The sequence below is a fragment of the Odoribacter sp. N15.MGS-14 genome, from assembly GCF_000980245.1.
GTDB classification, from domain to species: domain Bacteria; phylum Bacteroidota; class Bacteroidia; order Bacteroidales; family Marinifilaceae; genus Odoribacter; species Odoribacter splanchnicus.
On the sequence record NZ_LARE01000008.1, the window covers coordinates 20,911 to 38,125 of the forward strand.

The 17,215-nt window shown below is 44.2% G+C and carries 12 protein-coding genes; 6 read left to right on the top strand and 6 right to left on the bottom strand.

Annotated features, from left to right (window positions below; genetic code table 11):
- Positions 1-206 precede the first annotated feature (206 nt).
- Positions 207-3,908 carry a phosphoribosylformylglycinamidine synthase gene (gene purL / locus WS34_RS02835; RefSeq protein WP_046403049.1) on the top strand — a complete coding sequence of 1,234 codons (3,702 nt, stop codon included), beginning with the start codon at positions 207-209 and terminating at the stop codon, positions 3,906-3,908.
- A gap of 442 nt (positions 3,909-4,350) precedes the next feature.
- Here purL and lpxA read toward each other — a convergent pair whose 3' ends face one another.
- From lpxA to WS34_RS02860, 4 genes are read right to left on the bottom strand one after another with little or no spacing between them, the layout of a single operon-like run.
- On the bottom strand, positions 4,351-5,130 hold the full coding sequence (gene lpxA / locus WS34_RS02845) for an acyl-ACP--UDP-N-acetylglucosamine O-acyltransferase (RefSeq protein ID WP_013610892.1): 780 nt from the start codon (positions 5,128-5,130) through the stop codon (positions 4,351-4,353).
- A 26-nt stretch (positions 5,131-5,156) separates the two neighbouring features.
- Positions 5,157-6,545, bottom strand: coding sequence for an efflux transporter outer membrane subunit (locus WS34_RS02850; protein WP_013610893.1), 1,389 nt, complete (start codon positions 6,543-6,545; stop codon positions 5,157-5,159).
- An 8-nt stretch (positions 6,546-6,553) separates the two neighbouring features.
- Positions 6,554-9,727: an efflux RND transporter permease subunit gene (locus tag WS34_RS02855; protein WP_013610894.1), complete on the bottom strand. Its 3,174-nt coding sequence runs from the start codon at positions 9,725-9,727 to the stop codon at positions 6,554-6,556.
- 21 nt (positions 9,728-9,748) lie between these two features.
- A complete protein-coding gene (locus WS34_RS02860; protein WP_022161046.1) occupies positions 9,749-10,927 on the bottom strand; it encodes an efflux RND transporter periplasmic adaptor subunit in 1,179 nt (392 codons plus the stop codon).
- A 316-nt stretch (positions 10,928-11,243) separates the two neighbouring features.
- On the opposite strand from WS34_RS02860, the gene WS34_RS02865 reads away from it, so the two are divergent.
- Positions 11,244-12,239: a 2-hydroxyacid dehydrogenase gene (locus tag WS34_RS02865; protein ID WP_013610897.1), complete on the top strand. Its 996-nt coding sequence runs from the start codon at positions 11,244-11,246 to the stop codon at positions 12,237-12,239.
- 99 nt (positions 12,240-12,338) lie between these two features.
- Positions 12,339-13,493, top strand: coding sequence for a M20 metallopeptidase family protein (locus tag WS34_RS02870; protein ID WP_022161044.1), 1,155 nt, complete (start codon positions 12,339-12,341; stop codon positions 13,491-13,493).
- An 18-nt stretch (positions 13,494-13,511) separates the two neighbouring features.
- Here the strand turns inward: WS34_RS02870 and WS34_RS02875 are convergent, their stop codons facing one another.
- Together WS34_RS02875 and WS34_RS02880 are read right to left on the bottom strand one after the other, a co-directional pair.
- Positions 13,512-14,192, bottom strand: coding sequence for a queuosine precursor transporter (locus WS34_RS02875; protein WP_022161043.1), 681 nt, complete (start codon positions 14,190-14,192; stop codon positions 13,512-13,514).
- A 64-nt stretch (positions 14,193-14,256) separates the two neighbouring features.
- Entirely contained in the window at positions 14,257-14,550 is a 294-nt protein-coding gene (locus tag WS34_RS02880; RefSeq protein ID WP_013610900.1) for a Dabb family protein, read from the bottom strand.
- Positions 14,551-14,811: 261 nt separating this feature from the next.
- Between WS34_RS02880 and WS34_RS15375 the strand changes: the two genes are divergently transcribed.
- The 3 genes from WS34_RS15375 (at position 14,812) to WS34_RS02890 (ending at position 17,155) form a co-directional block, all read left to right on the top strand.
- Positions 14,812-14,967 carry a hypothetical protein gene (locus WS34_RS15375; protein WP_022161042.1) on the top strand — a complete coding sequence of 52 codons (156 nt, stop codon included), beginning with the start codon at positions 14,812-14,814 and terminating at the stop codon, positions 14,965-14,967.
- A gap of 139 nt (positions 14,968-15,106) precedes the next feature.
- Positions 15,107-16,261 carry a dicarboxylate/amino acid:cation symporter gene (locus tag WS34_RS02885; protein ID WP_013610902.1) on the top strand — a complete coding sequence of 385 codons (1,155 nt, stop codon included), beginning with the start codon at positions 15,107-15,109 and terminating at the stop codon, positions 16,259-16,261.
- Between the two features lie 9 nt (positions 16,262-16,270).
- On the top strand, positions 16,271-17,155 hold the full coding sequence (locus WS34_RS02890) for a carbohydrate kinase family protein (RefSeq protein ID WP_013610903.1): 885 nt from the start codon (positions 16,271-16,273) through the stop codon (positions 17,153-17,155).
- Positions 17,156-17,215 lie beyond the last annotated feature (60 nt).

The following is a 17,215-nucleotide window of genomic DNA, read 5'->3' on the forward strand; positions in this document are numbered from 1 at the left end:
TTCTGCATGCCTGGCAAAGGTATCAAATTTTTTTATATTTGCAGTATTTGCCGGATATTATCTGGTCCGGCCGTTCCGTCCCGTTTCGGGAATCGTTATTTTAATTTTTCCTGTCTATTCTTTATTTCCCGGTTATGGTATTTCAATAAGAAATAGTTATCTTTGTGTGCTTTTGATCACGTGAAAATAAATTATTATATTAAAGCATGACTATAGTTTTCTATCAGAAAGACGCCACGGTATATGCCGTACAGTATCAGACGTCTGAAAATTCTCTTGATGTCAGTAAATTAGAATGGTTGTTCAGTGGTGCGCACAAAATACAAGGTGATGCCCTGAAAGGTTATTTTATCGGTCCTCGCAGGGAAATGATTACGCCGTGGAGTACGAATGCAGTCGAGATTACGCAGAATATGGGGATCGGGGGGATTCTCCGGATAGAGGAATTTACACAGACGGCTTGTGACAATATACCTTACGACCCGATGTTGCAGGCATTTTATAAAGGTTTGGACCAACATATCTTTACAATCGATAAACAACCGGATCCGATCATTTACATCGATGATATTCGTGCCTATAATGTGAAGGAAGGATTGGCTTTGAATCCCGATGAAATTGCTTATCTGGAAGGATTGGCTGAAAAATTAGGACGGAAATTGACCGATTCCGAAGTATTCGGTTTTTCGCAGGTCAATTCGGAACACTGCCGTCATAAAATTTTTAACGGTACCTTTATTATCGACGGAGAAGAGAAAGAAAGTACACTCTTTAAACTGATTAAGAAAACTTCTCAGGAAAATCCGAATCGGATTGTTTCCGCTTATAAAGACAATTGTGCGTTTATCGATGGGCCGCAGGCGGTGCAATTCGCTCCGCATACCCATGATAAGCCGGATGTTTATGAGACGAGAGAAATAGATACGGTCATTTCGCTGAAAGCCGAAACGCACAATTTCCCGACAACCGTAGAGCCCTTCAATGGAGCGGCAACAGGTAGCGGTGGAGAAATTCGTGACCGTATTGCCGGAGGACAAGCAGCCCTTCCGTTGGCCGGTACAGCTGTGTATATGACCTCTTATCCCCGTTTGGATGCTTCCCGGATTTGGGAACAGCATATCGATCCCAGAAAATGGCTTTACCAGACTCCGGAGGATATTTTGATCAAAGCTTCCAATGGTGCTTCTGATTTTGGAAATAAGTTCGGTCAGCCGTTGATCTGTGGCTCCTTATTGACTTTCGAACATGAAGAAGACGGACGTACCTATGGGTATGATAAAGTGATTATGCAGGCCGGTGGTGTGGGCTTCGGTAATCGTCAGCAAGCCATGAAGAAAACACCTGGAGTAGGAGATAAAGTGGTGTTGTTGGGAGGTGACAATTATCGGATCGGTATGGGAGGTGGTGCCGTTTCTTCTGTCGATACCGGGGTTTATGCCGGGGCTATCGAGTTGAACGCGGTACAACGGTCTAATCCTGAAATGCAGAAACGGGTTTGTAATGCGATCCGGGCAATGGCCGAGAGCGAAGTGAATCCGATTGTTTCTATCCACGATCACGGTGCCGGAGGACATTTGAATTGTTTATCCGAGTTGGTGGAAGAAACCGGAGGTAAAATACATATGGAAAATCTTCCTGTCGGCGATCCGACCTTATCTGCAAAAGAAATCGTGGGGAATGAATCACAGGAACGGATGGGATTGGTGATGAAGGAGAAGGATGTGGCCGAACTGAAACGTATCGCAGACCGTGAACGGGCTCCGATGTACGTCATCGGTGAAACCACCGGAGATATGAAGTTTACTTTTGAGAATGCAAAAACTCATGAGACTCCGATCGATCTGGAACTGAAAGATATGTTCGGTAATCCTCCTAAGACGATTATGGAGGATAAGACCGTTAAAGAAAAATATGCCGATCTGGAATACTCCGCCGATAAATTGGAAGAATATTTGGAGCAAGTGTTACAAATAGAGGCGGTTGCTTCTAAGGATTGGTTGACGAATAAGGTAGACCGTTCAGTATCGGGCCGTATCGTGCGTCAGCAGTGTGTCGGTCCTTTGCATTTGCCTTTGAGCGATGTTGCTGCCGTCTCTTTGGATTATAGCGGACACCGTGGGATAGCAACCTCCATCGGACATGCTCCTGTAGCTGCCATGGCCGATGCTCCTGCGGGTTCACGTTTGGCTATTGCCGAAGCGCTGACTAATCTGGTATGGGCGCCGATCGAACAGGGATTGAAAGGAATCTCACTTTCTGCCAACTGGATGTGGCCCTGCCGCAATGAAGGAGAAGATGCCCGGTTGTATCAGGCGGTACAGGCTGCCAGCGACTTTGCTATCGAGTTGGGAGTGAACATTCCTACCGGGAAAGACTCACTTTCTATGACCCAGAAATATGGGGACAAAAAAGTGTATGCTCCGGGAACGGTTATCATTTCTACTGTCGGCGAAGTAACCGATTTCCGTAAAATTGTCATTCCTGTATTGAAAAATGATCCGGCTACCGAGATCGTCTATGTCGATTTCTCATTCGATAAATTGAAATTGGGTGGTTCCAGCTTTGCCCAGATTCTGAATAAAGTGGGCAAAGAAGTGCCCGACGTTAGGGATAGCGAGTATTTTGCCCGTGCATTTACAGCTATTCAGCAATTGGTGGATGAAGGTATCGTTTTGGCCGGACATGATATTTCTGCCGGAGGTATGGTAACGGCACTGCTCGAAATGTGTTTTGCAGATAATCGTTTGGGTTTGGATATCGATTTTTCATTCCTGGCTGAAAAAGATATGATTAAGATCTTATTCGCTGAAAATCCCGGCGTACTGATTCAGATAGCGGATAAGGATGCTAAAAAGGTTTCCGCTCTGATGGATAAAGCCGGTGTTGCTTACGCTTTCTTAGGAAAGCCGGGTAAGGCCGGATTACTGAACATCAAGAAGGATGCGGATAGCTGGTCGTTGGATATCCCTTCTTTACGTGATCTTTGGTTTAAGACTTCTTATTTACTCGACCGGCGTCAGAGTGGAGAAGAGAAGGCATTGGAGAGATACAAGAGCTATAAACACAATGAGTTGAAATATAAATTCCCACAAGGTTTTACCGGCAAATTGGCTGATTGGGGCTTGCAGTTGAACCGTACTGCTAAATCGGGTATCCGGGCTGCTGTGATCCGGGAGAAAGGGTGCCAGTGTGAGCGAGAAACGGCCTGGGCTTTGCATTTGGCCGGTTTTGACGTGAAGGATGTACACATGACCGATTTGATCAGCGGACGTGAAACTCTCGAAGAGGTAAATATGATTGTCTTTGTCGGAGGATTCTCGAATTCTGACGTGTTGGGTTCTGCCAAGGGGTGGGCCGGCGCTTTCAAATTCAATGAAAAAGCACGACAGGCTTTGGAGAATTTCTATAAACGCGAAGACACCTTGAGTTTGGGTATTTGTAACGGATGCCAGTTGGCTGTTGAACTGGGACTTATTTATCCCGAGCATGCTGAAATGCCTAAGATGTTGCATAATGACTCCCATAAGTTTGAATCCGGTTTTGTCAATGTAACGATTCAGCCGAATCATTCTGTAATGTTAAAGTCTTTGGCAGGTAGTCGGTTAGGTATCTGGATCGCTCATGGAGAAGGTAAATTCAGTTTGCCTTATGTCGAGAGTGAATACCATATTCCGATCAAATACAGTTACGATGCCTATCCGGGTAATCCGAACGGTTCACCGTTCGCTACAGCGGCGATCTGTAGTAAAGATGGCCGTCACCTGGCGATGATGCCTCACTTGGAACGGTCTATCTATCCATGGAATTGGGCATATTATGCTGAAGGACGCAGTGAGGATGAAGTGAGTCCGTGGATCGAGGCTTTTGTCAATGCCCGGAAATGGATAGAGGAAAAAGTGAAGGCATAAGCTGAATGTAGTAAGATCGTGTTCATAAACGACGAAGATTATATCGATTTATAACAGGAAGGTTCGATCGCCTTCCTGTTTTTTTTACTTGGACGAGATGTCGGAAAAAAGGTGATAGATAAAGAGTACCGAATTATGAAAACGATCTACAGATATGCAGCAGGACCGGGAGAGGAGATTCGGGAAACAGTGCGGTAAACTGATTTGTATGAATACTACAAAATGGTAAATGCCTTCCTGGGGGATGTGATTATCGAAAAAGCTTTTCAAAAAGAAGGGAACTTTGGAGGGGAGAGGTTATACATGTCGGATCACTCGCTATTATCGGCAGTCTGGAAAATGAACGTATTCAGATCAGATAAGGAAGAAGTATCAACGGTTGCAAGAGTTGGCCTTGGTCAGTCTGATCGTTGTCACTCTTGTAACCGTTGAATTTTTAAATTTACATTGTCGTTCCGATAATCCCCTTTTTAGATTGTTCGATAAAATCTACCAGGTAAGTGATTTCCGGACTAAGAGGAATAATATCTTTGATTCTTCGCAGGGCATTTTCCAGACTGGTACCGCATTGATAAATTTGCCGGTAACATTTAGCTATATTATCGATCACATTTTCGGTGAGATGGCCTTCTTTAGCCAGGATCAAAGCATTGATTCCATAGTAACTGATCGGATTGTGGGCCGCCACGATATAAGGCGGAACATCTTTGTTGGCGCGGCAGCCGTCACGCAATAGTGCCCAGCTTCCGATACGGCAACCGTGTTTGACGATCACTTCACTACCTAAAATCGCCTTGTCGTCGATAATACAGTTTCCTGCTGTTTTGGCACCGTTTCCCAATACACAATGGCTGCCTAAATGGGTGTCGTGTGCCAGATGTACGCCTTCCAGCAGAAAGTTACCGTCTCCGATTATCGTACAATCGGTTGTGTTCGTGCCCCGGTTAAGGATCACTTTCTCCCGTATGGTATTGTGATTACCGATTTTCAGGAGGGTATCCTCACCCTTGAATTTAAAATCCTGAGGAGTAGCACCGATGATGGCACCCTGATAGATGATATTATCCGTTCCCATACGGGTGCCACTGAGAATACTGGCATAAGGCATGATCGTACAATTGTCTCCGATTTCGACATTCTTGTCGATATAGGCAAAAGGATGAATGGTAACATTCGCTCCGATCCGGGCTTCTTTATCTACATACGCTAAAGGACTGATCATATTTTTTGTTTTTAAGGTTAGTGTCGTTATTTAGTGCCTCCACCCAATGCATGGTATAGGTTTACTACGGCCTGCAAACGCTGGAACTCATCGGAAATTCCGGACAACTGAGCGTTTAACAGCGATTGTTGTGCTGTCAGTACTTCCAGGTAATTCGTATTAGAGGTACCTAAAGTTAGTAATTCCTGTGTATACTCCACCGATTTTTCCAATGAATTTATTTGTTTCACCCGTTGTATCCGTTTATCTTCAGCCGATTGATACAGACTCAGTGCATCGCTGACATCGGCGCCTGCATTCAATATCGCTTGTTCGAAACTTAACATCGCCTCTGCTTGCTGGGCTTTGGCAATCTTTAAGCGGGCAATATTCGCTCCCCGGTAAAATAAAGGTTGGGTCAGTGAACCGATAGCCGAGGCAATCATTTTTCCGGGATTGATGATCGTGTTCCCGGCTTGATTGGTCCATCCATAAGTCCCGCTGATGGAGATCGACGGATAGAAAGCAGCACGTGCTTCGTTGGCATTATAATATGTTCCTGCTAATGCCATTTCTGCCGCTTTGACGTCCGGACGGTTGGATAACAATTGTACCGGGACGCCGGTATGCAGTATTGTCGGGAGTTGTTGGTCCTCCAGCTTGCCGCGTTCGATTTTCTGAGGAGCTTGTCGCAACAGTAAGGATAAGGCATTCTCGGTTTCCCGGATCTGATTTTTCAGGTCGGAGATAGAAGCCAGCACCATATAATAATTGGCTTCGCTTTGTACAACTCCTGCTTCATTGACCATCGCCGCCTCTTTCATCGCTTTCATGGTCTCGACATTTTCTCCCCATAATACGGCAGTTTCTTCTGTGATCTGCAACTGCTTGTCGAGCATCAGTAAGGTGTAATAATAATTGGCTATTGCAGCGACAACCTGGGTTTGCACAGCTTGTCGATAGGCTTCACTCCGTAATAAGGCTGCTTTCGCCGCCCGTTTTGTATTTAGAATCTTTCCGAAAAGATCCAATTCCCAACTTGCTGAAACGGGCAGGGACCAGCTCCAACTGCCTTTCATCCGGTCGAAACTACTCACTCCGCCTTGGGGGGCAAGGGTAAGAGAAGGAAGGTAGGATAAACGCGAAGTCATCAGGCTGGCTTGAGCTTCTTTTACCTGCAACATAGCGGTTTGCAAGTCTGTATTTCTTTCGAGACCCAAGCGGATCAACACTTGTAATTGAGGATCGGTGAAAACCTTCTCCCAGGGTAGATTGGCCATATTGACGGTATCGGATACCAGGGTATCGTTCACCGAAACAGGATCCCTGTACAAGCCTTGCGTATCTACTTCGGGACGGCTGTATGGTTTGTATATATGGCAGCTGCCCAGTAGAGCTGCCATACATAAAGGATATATAATCGTTTGTATTTTCATGGTATTTCTTATTTCGTATATTGTTCAATTTCAGAGGCGATATCCGTATTATCCGTATCATGCCATTCCAGCGGTTTGACTTTTTCCTGGATATGTTCGAAAACAACAAACAAAGCCGGAACAATAAAGATCTGACAGATCATTCCGATAAACATACCACCGATCGCTCCGGTTCCCAAAGTGCTGTTACCGTTGGCTCCGACTCCATGAGCGAACATCAGCGGCAGCAATCCGATGACCATAGCCAGGGAGGTCATTAAGATAGGGCGTAACCGGGCAGAAGCTCCCGATACGGCTGCTTCGGTAATGCTCATACCGGTTTTCCGGCGGTCTAAGGCGAATTCAGTAATCAATATCGCATTTTTAGCCAACAGACCGATCAACATAATCAAAGCGATTTGCATATAAATGTTGTTTTCTACTCCCATGATCTGAGCGAAAATAAAACTACCCATCAATCCGGAGGGGACGGAAAGCAGTACGACCAGAGGCAGAATATAACTTTCATACTGTGCACTCAGCAACAAATAGACGAATACGAAACACAGTGCGAATATCATCGCTGTCGTACTCCCGCTACTACTTTGTTCTTCCCGGGTCATTCCGGAAAATTCGAATCCATACCCTGTTGGCAAGGATTGGGCGGCAACTTCTTCGATAGCTTTAATCGCCTGTCCGGAACTATAGCCGTCAGCCGGCGAACCGTTCACACTCATGGAGGTAAACATATTGAAACGCTTGATGTTGTCGGGACCGTATACTTTTGTCAGCGTCATAAATTGACTGATCGGTGCCATTTCGTTTCCGTTCCGGATTTTGACGTTTTGCAGAGATTCCGGATTGATCCGATAACGGGGATCTGCCTGAATCATTACCCGGTATAATTTACCGAAACGGTTGAAATTGGATGCATATATACCGCCGTAATAGCCTTGCAAAGTAGTTAGGATATCGTTGGGACTGATACCGGCCTGCTTACATTTGGCTGCATCTATATCGATCATATACTGAGGGAAAGTGGGGTTGAAAGACGTTTGAGCCGTAGCGATTTCAGGCCGTTCTTTCAATTTTCCCAGAAATTCCTGAGCAACTTCATAGAAAGTATTCAAATCTCCACCGGTTTTATCCTGTAAGTTGAACTCGAAACCGTTGGTGACACTGTAGCCGGGGATCATCGGAGGGGCGAATAACAATACTCGGGCATCTTTGATCAGAGATTGAGCCTGCATATATAGGGTACCGATTACCGTATTGGCATCTTCCCCTTTACCCCGTTCTTTCCAGTCTTTCAATTTTATGATCAGCGTCCCGTATGAGTTACCTTGTCCTGCGAGGAAGCTGTAACCGGTTACCTGGGTCCTGCTCTTCACTGCCGGATTGGCTGCCACCAAACTGTCTACCTGTTCCATAACGGCTTCGGTTCTCTCCTGGGCGGTACCCGGTGCCATATCGACTACGGCGAAAATGGTTCCGGTATCTTCATTGGGAACCAATCCGGTAGGAGTGATGTTCATCAGGAAGATCATAACGACGATAGTCGCTATAACGATGGCAAATGATAAAAATTTACGACGGATAAAGAATGTGATTCCTCGTTCGTACTTTTTCAGGGTAACATCATAAGCGGCATTGAATGCGATGTGGAAACGTTCGATCAGAGAAGTCTTTTTCTTCTCTCCGTTTTTATCGTGGGGATGTAAAAATATAGCACACAATGCAGGACTTAACGTTAAGGCATTGATTGCCGATAGGCCGATAGCAATAGCCATCGTGAGTCCGAACTGCCGGTAGAAAGTTCCTGAGGTTCCTGTCATAAAACTTACCGGAATAAATACAGACATCATGACCAGGGTGATGGATACAATGGCTCCCCCCAGTTCGCTCATCGCATCGATAGAAGCCAGACGGGCCGATTTATACCCTTGGTCGAGCTTGGCATGAACCCCCTCGACGACGACAATGGCATCGTCGACAACAATGGCAATGGCCAATACCATGGCACATAAGGTTAGCAGATTGACACTGAAACCGATCAGGTACAGACCGAAGAAAGTACCGATCAGCGCAACAGGGATTGCTATGGCCGGGATCAAGGTGGAACGAAAATCCTGCAAGAAGATATATACCACTAAAAATACCAGTACAAATGCTTCGAGCAAGGTTTTCAATACTTCGTGGATAGAAGCGAACAAGAAGTCGTTGGCATTCAACAATTCTACGACTTTGACTCCGGGAGGTAAGGTCGGTTCCACTTTTTTAAGGTATTCCTGAATGTCCTGGATGATGGTCGTAGCATTGGATCCTGCCGTTTGGAAAATGATTGCGGTTACTCCCGGATGTCCGTTGACATTGTTCTGGAAACCATAAGTCAACCGGCCTAATTCGACTGTTGCAATATCTTTCAAACGCAAAATTTCTCCATCGGAGGTAGCCCGGATAACGATATTTTCAAATTCTTCCTGCGTTTGTAAACGCCCCTTGTATTTCATGACATATTGAAAGGACTGATTACCCCGTTCTCCGAATTGTCCCGGAGCAGCTTCGATGTTTTGTTCTGCTAAAGCAACCGATACATCACTGGGCATCAGTTTGTATTGGGCCATAACATCCGGTTTCAACCAGATACGCATCGAATAGTCGGTTCCCATCACCATGGCGTCTCCAACCCCCTGAATACGTTTAATTTCAGGGATAATGTTGATGTTCATGTAGTTCTCCAGAAATTCGTTATCGTATTTATCGTCGGAACTATAGAAAGAAAAACCTAGCAGCATACTGGATTGCCGTTTTTGGGTGATGACTCCTACCTGGGTGACTTCGGCGGGAAGGAATCCCTGGGCTTTAGCTACCCGGTTTTGCACATTTACTGCAGCCATATCGGGGTCGGTACCCTGCTTAAAATAAACTTCTATGCTGGCTTCTCCGGTATTGGTCGCTGTGGAACTCATATACATCATGTCCTCCACACCGTTGATTTGCTCTTCCAGCGGAGCGATAACACTGTTCAGAATAGTCTGTGCATTGGCCCCGGTATAGGTTGTGGTGACCCGGATGGTTGGAGGGGCGATATCCGGATACTGCGATACAGGTAAGGATACAAGTCCTAATATACCCAATATAACGACGACAATGGAAATTACCGTTGAAAGTACCGGACGGTTAATAAATCGATCTAATTTCATTTTCTTAAGCTTTAAAGCAGATTATTTATTCACAGGTTGAGTGGCAGCTTTGATTTTGGCAGCTGCAGCCTCAGGAGTGATCGGTTGGATCTGGGTGCCGTCCCGGAGCGTTCCTACTCCTTCGATAACGATTCTGTCTCCCGGATTTAATCCCGAAGTAACGACGAAATTTTTACCGTCATCCAATTTGAATACTTCGACTTCAGTATTTTTTACCTTCGAGTCGGCATCTACGACAAACACAAAACGTTTATCCTGAAGTTCGTAGGTGGCTTTTTGAGGTACCACCAACACATTCTGAAGTTGGGAAGGGATGATAACGGAACCGGTGCCTCCGCTTCTCAATAGACGTTGAGGGTTGCTGAAGGTGGCACGTACGCTTACCGATCCGGTTGTTTGGTCGATTACTTCACTGATCGTCTCGATTTTTCCTTGCTGGGAATAAGGACGGCCGTCTGCGGTGGTTAAAGATACCGGAGGCATTTTTTCCAAAATCTTACTGGAAGTGCTGTCCTGACGGATCAGGTCGAGTAATTGTTTTTCAGTCATAGAAAAATAAGCATACATTTCTGAAATATCGGAAACCGTTGTGAGCGGAGTCGTCATACTCGGACTGACCAGGGAACCGACCCGGAAAGGTACTTTTCCCATGACTCCGTTGACGGGACTTGTGACTTGCGTATAGGAGAGATTTTTTTCGGCGTTGGTCAGCTGTGCCTTCGCCTGAGCCAGGGCTGCCTCGCTGGAAGCCAGCGCATTCTCTGCTGTCTGAAGATCGAATTTACTGATAATATTCTTTTGTTCGAGTTGCCGCTTGTTTTTTGCCGTCAATTCTGCGGTCGCAACATTGGCTTTAGCTACTTCTACAGCAGCTTTTGCTACGTTGACAGCTTCTTCGTATTGAACAGGATCGATAACAAATAAGGTTTGGCCTTTTTGGACACTCGAGCCTTCGTCTACACATAGTTTCGTAATAAAACCACTTACATTCGGACGGATCTCGACATCCTGGCGTCCTTTGAAAGTTGCCGGATAAGCAGAGGTCAATTTTACCGTTTCGGGCTGTAAAGTGATTACTGCAAATTCGGGAACCGTTTGTTGTCTTCCCTGATTTTTTCCTCCACATGCGACACACATTGCACTCAAGGCAATGATGAATAAGTTGTGCATTCGAGTCATTTTCAATTTTTCAATTTTCATATTGCGTATTATTATAAATTTATTTTTGCACTCTTTCCCTTATACATAATTCGTGCTAATTCTTTTAAATATTTCCGGGTATTAAGAATATTTGATAAAAATTGGATTTGAGAAATGTAAGAAATGTTAAGATAACGTTTGAGAGATGTAAAATGCCCCATCTTTAAAGAAAATGAAATGACTGATCGGGTATAAGTATCACTCATAAATGGGTATGATTACTAATGAAGGACAAAGATAACAGATATTTTTATTTTTCGTAAATAATGTAATAAATAGATGACAGGAGGTTGTTTTAATTTTAAAATGAAGAGATATGGCTTTTAAAATTGCATTTTTTGATACAAAACCTTATGACAGGGCTTCGTTTGATGAGGTGAATGAAAAATATGGTTTTGAGATTCTGTACCACAAAGGGCAGTTGAACCGGAATAATGTGGTCTTGACCCAAGGAATGGATGCGATCTGTATTTTTGTGCATGACACGGCGGATACCGCAATTATTGAGCAAATGGCCGGTTACGGGGTCAAACTGATCGCTTTAAGGGCTGCCGGATATAATAATGTAGATTTGGCTGCTGCTAAAGATAAATTGAAAGTGGTTCGGGTACCTGCTTACTCTCCTTATGCAGTTGCCGAACATGCTGTTGCACTGATGTTGGCTTTGAACCGGAAAATTCATCGGGCTTATTGGCGTACCCGGGATGGTAATTTCGCTTTACATGGCCTGATGGGATTCGATATGAATGGGAAAACAGCCGGAATTATCGGGACTGGGAAGATTGCACGGATTCTGATCCGGATTTTGCAGGGGTTCGGTATGAAAGTAGTGGCTTATGATCTTTATCCGGATGAAAAATATGCCCGGGAGGTCGGGATCTCTTATGTTTCATTGGATGGTCTGTATGCACAAGCAGACATGATTTCTTTGCATGTTCCCCTGACTGATCAGACCAAAAACATGATTGACGCACAGTCTATCGCTAAAATGAAAGAAGGCACGATAATCATAAATACGAGTCGGGGACAATTGATCCATACCAATGCCTTGATCGAAGGGTTGAAAAGTAAAAAAATAGCAGCTGCCGGATTGGATGTTTATGAAGAAGAAGAGGGGTATTTTTATGAAGATCAATCGGATAAAATTATCGATGATGATGTCCTGGCCCGTTTACTCTCGTTCAATAATGTCATCGTTACCTCACATCAGGGATTTTTTACCCGGGAAGCAATGCACAATATTGCAGAGACTACCTTGCAAAATATACAGGATTTTATCGATGGAAAGACATTGGTAAATGAAGTTTCCTAAAAATAACCTGGATGTTTAAAATTAAAAATTTGCAATTTATATATACTTTTGTCACAGATTTTATAAACTGAAATTTATCGTACCGATAAATTTAAACCGATGGATTCAGAAGAAATTTATAAGCAGGCTATTTTATTCCGGCGTTGGTTGCACCGGCATCCCGAAGTTTCTACCCAGGAATTTCAGACGCAAGCTTTTGTCATCGACGTACTGAAGGAATATAAAATACCTTATAAAACTTACGGGACAGGAATTATAGCCACTTTGGGTGAAGGAGCCGATTGTGTCGCTTTACGGGCTGACATGGATGCGCTGCGGGTACAGGAAGATACCGGATTACCTTATTGTTCGGAGACTCCCGGGCTGATGCACGCTTGTGGACATGATATGCATACTGCTATGTTATTGGGGGCGGCTATTATTTTAAAAAGTAAAGAGGCAGAGTTGGGTGGGACCCTGAAACTTGTTTTTCAACCGAGTGAAGAAAAACGTCCCGGAGGAGCAAGATTATTATTGCCTCATTTGCTGGAACCTCCCGTACCGAAAGCCATATTCGGTCAGCATGTATTTCCCGGATTACCGGTTGGACAGATCGGTATACGTCCGGGAGCCTTTTTTGCTTCTTCCGATAATATTATTTTTGCAGTGGAAGGAAAAGGGACACATGCGGCCATGCCTCAGCTGGGGTCCGATCCTATTTTGGCAGCTACGGCCCTGATCCAGTTTTATCAGACTATTATTACTAAGTTCCGTAATCCTCTCATCCCGGCAGTGCTTTCGATTACTTCTATTCATGGGGGAACAGCCAATAATGTGATACCGGATCGGGTAGAGGTGATGGGCACGGTGCGTACACATGATAATGCGTTGAGGCACCGGATTTTTGAATTGATCGATGAGAAATCTCCGGCTATTTGTGATTTATACGGTTGTCGTTTTGTACCCGATATGCCTTGGAATGGATTACCTCCGTTGGTCAATGATCCGGTATTGACAAAGGAAGTGAAGAAGCTGGCGGCAGGCTTGCCGCAAGTGCGGCAGATCGTCGAATCGGAACCCTTGACTTTAGGGGAAGACTTTGCTATTTATTTGCAGGAATTGCCGGGTGTTTTCTGGACTTTGGGGGTGCGGCCACCGGAAGCAGAGGAAATGTGTCCTTTGCATAATCCGGGAATGGCACCCGACGAGCGGGCTATACGGGTCGGAATCGATATGCTGGTTGCGACGGGCTTGCGTTTTTTGAAAAAAGGATAGCCGATACAAGGACCTGTTTTAAAGGTCCTTGATTTTTATGATATTGTAGGAAATATCTTTGTCGTAGACATCCGTTTGGTCGATCTTTTTGATGTATTTTACTACCCGGATCGTGACCGGAAGTATGATCACTTCATAGAGGGATTTCAAAAGAGCTTGTGTGGCTATCATAACCAGTAAAGCTTGAACAGGAATCAGTCCTCCGAAAGCGAGTGGAAAGAAGAGCAGTGAGTCGGCACTCTCCCCGGCAATCGTGGATAAAATAGCCCTGAGAGAAAAATATTTCCCCTGGGTAGCTACCTTCATTTTGCTCATGATATAGGCATTGAGAAACGATCCGAGTAGAAAAGCCAACAGACTGGCAATAGCTATCCGTGGGGCCAGACCGAATATGAAATTGAAACTTTCTTCTCCCTCCCAAAAAGGTGCTGCAGGCAAAGTAATAGCCAGACGCGCAAAACCGATGGTTAGAAAATTCATGGCGAAACCACTCCAGATAATGAGCCTGGCTTTTTTGAATCCCCAAACCTCAGCGATACAGTCGTTGATAATATAAGAAATCGGAAATACAATCAACCCTGCAGTAGCCGTAATGGGACCCAATTGAATTACTTTGGTTTCCAGTAGATTGGAAGCTACTAAACATACATTGAATAAAATCCCCAATAACATGAAGGGGAGAGATACTGTTTTTTGCATAATTCTTGTTTTTTACGTGGTTGAGCAAGCACACGCGGTAAAGTATTACCGGATATAAGATCGATCAGAACCGGTAATCGACACACGCCCTGTCCACTTTGACCGGTGCGATTAAAGTTTTGACGATTTCCTGATGGGCCGGGTGGTTGGCATATACCTCCAGAGCGTGAAGATCGGCTACTACTGCTTCCAGACTGAAATCCCATTTTTCTTCCGGATTGACATTGATACCTACCTGCATTTCTTTTAATTCAGGAATCACTTGTACCAAAGCTTCCAGACGGTCCCTGATTTCCTGTAACCGGACGTTTTTATGCTCACTTTCTTCCAATTTGAAAAGTACGATGTGTTTAATCATGGCATTTAAATTTGTTGGTCAAAGATTGAGACACCGGGAGGCAAACATAAATTTTGCCTTCGGGGCATATCTTACCGGCGTAAAGATAGTGAAAAACCTTAAAAAGAGAATAGAAACCGGAAGCGTTTTACAGGGAACCGATGAATCGAAAAATTTTTACTGAAAAAATGTATTTTGTATGTTAAATTCTTGTTAAATTGAAAATAATTTTCTAACTTTAGGACAAGAAAATAATTTAGTCATCTCTTAATAATAAAAGTCATGAGAACGCGAGGTAACCAATTATTGATCCAGATTCTGTTAATGATTATCATTACTGTAATCGTAGCCTACACTTGTATGAATTTGGCCGAATTAGTGAATATGTATTCCGAAGCGATCGGAAAGGCAATTACTCAAATCAATGCGGGATTCTGATTAAGGTGTAATTCTAGTTATTCGGGTCTTTTGAAAGCAGTGAAATAACTGAAAGGGAAATTATGGCTCTTCTCTAAAACTTTGTCCTTGTTTTTTCGTTAAAGTTTCCTATATTTGAATTTATTTTAGATTTTGAGCTATGCTGAAAAAGATTTTATCCAGTACCATTATTAAATTGGTGTTGGCTGTTATTGCCGGTATTTTATTAGGTTTTGTCGTAGGGGAAGGGTTTATGAATGTCGTTGTCACCCTGAAATATATTTTGGGACAGCTTATTTTCTTTATGGTACCCTTGATTATTCTGGCTTTTATATCTTCTTCTATCGCAAAAATGAAAGGGAATGCTTCACGGATGCTGGGATGGGCATTAGGATTGGCTTATCTTTCGTCTGTCGGAGCTGCTTTTATGGCCATGTTTTTAGGCTATTGGCTGATCCCGTTACTGACTATTAGTCCGGCTACCGAGGGGTTGAAAGAAATTCCGGAACTGGTTTTTAAACTGGATATTCCTCCGGTGATGAGTGTGATGACGGCTTTGGTGGTGGCCATTATGGTTGGCTTGGCTACTGTTTGGACAAAATCTCAGATATTTGAGACTATTTTGGACAATTTCCAAAAAATGGTATTACTGCTGATCAATCGGATTCTGATTCCGATTTTGCCTTTTTTTATTGCTGCAAATTTTTGTGCCTTGAGTTATGAGGGATCTATCACCCGTCAATTGCCGGTCTTTCTGAATGTAATGGGAATCGTTTTGACCGCGCATTTTATTTGGTTGTTCTTTTTATATCTGTCTGCGGGTGTGTTTTCCGGGAAAAATCCCTGGCAGGTGGTACGGTATTATGGTCCGGCTTATCTGACAGCAGTGGGAACGATGTCATCGGCGGCTACTTTACCGGTTGCGCTTAAATCTGCCAAAAAAAGTCCTGTACTCAAAGGAGAAGTGGTCGATTTTGCCGTTCCTTTGTTTGCTAACATTCATTTATGTGGTTCTATATTGACCGAAGTGTTCTTTGTCATGACGGTATCGTTGATTCTCTACGGGGCTTTGCCGGCTATGTCTACGATGGTGCTTTTCATCGTTCTGCTGGGAGTTTTTGCTATCGGAGCTCCGGGAGTACCTGGGGGAACGGTTATTGCTTCTCTGGGCATCGTTATTTCCGTATTAGGGTTTGACGAAACCGGAACCGCTCTGTTGTTGACTATTTTTGCTTTGCAGGATAGCTTCGGGACAGCTTGTAATGTGACCGGCGATGGGGCTTTGACGCTTATTTTATCTAAATTGGATAAATAATTATCATTTATGAATAATACAATTGTCGGAATGGGAGAGGTCCTGTGGGATATGCTCCCGGAAGGTAAACAACTAGGCGGAGCTCCGGCTAATTTTGCTTACCATGCTTCTCAGTTCGGGTTCGATAGCCGGGTTATTAGTGCTGTCGGGGATGATCGGCTGGGAGACGAGATCCTGGAAAGTTTTGACGATAAACAATTGAAATATTTCATTCAACGGGTTCCCTATCCGACGGGGACGGTACAGGTACAACTGGATGAGAACGGAATTCCGGGTTACGAGATAAAGGAAAAAGTGGCCTGGGACAATATTCCCTTTACTCCCGGATTAGAAACGCTGGCACGCCAATCCCGGGCGATTTGTTTCGGATCGTTAGCACAGCGTGACGAAGTGTCGCGTGCGGCAATTAACCGTTTTCTCGATGCGATGCCTGAGGAAAATTCCTATAAGATCTTCGATATCAATCTCCGTCAGGGTTTTTATTCTCAGGAAGTGCTTTGTAGATCGTTCGAGCGGTGTAATATTCTGAAATTGAACGATGAGGAATTGATAACGATTAGCCGGATGTTCGGATATCCGGGGATCGATCTCGAAGATAAATGCTGGATATTGCTTGGAAAATATAACCTGAAAATGTTAATTCTTACCTGCGGGATCAACGGAAGTTACGTCTTTAGCCCCGGTGCAGTTTCATTTGTAGAGACTCCTAAAGTTAAGGTGGCCGATACCGTCGGAGCAGGAGATTCTTTTACGGCAGCTTTTTGTTCGGCTATTCTGAAAGAACGTTCTGTACACGAAGCCCATCAATTGGCGGTAGAGGTTTCTGCCTATGTGTGTACCCGGCACGGTGCTATGCCCGAATTACCCTCTGAATTGAAAAACAGGTTGGTATAAAATCGGTGATCCCTTTGTCTAAAAGGGGGAAGTGGTTTGTAAGCTGAATGGTTGCCGAAC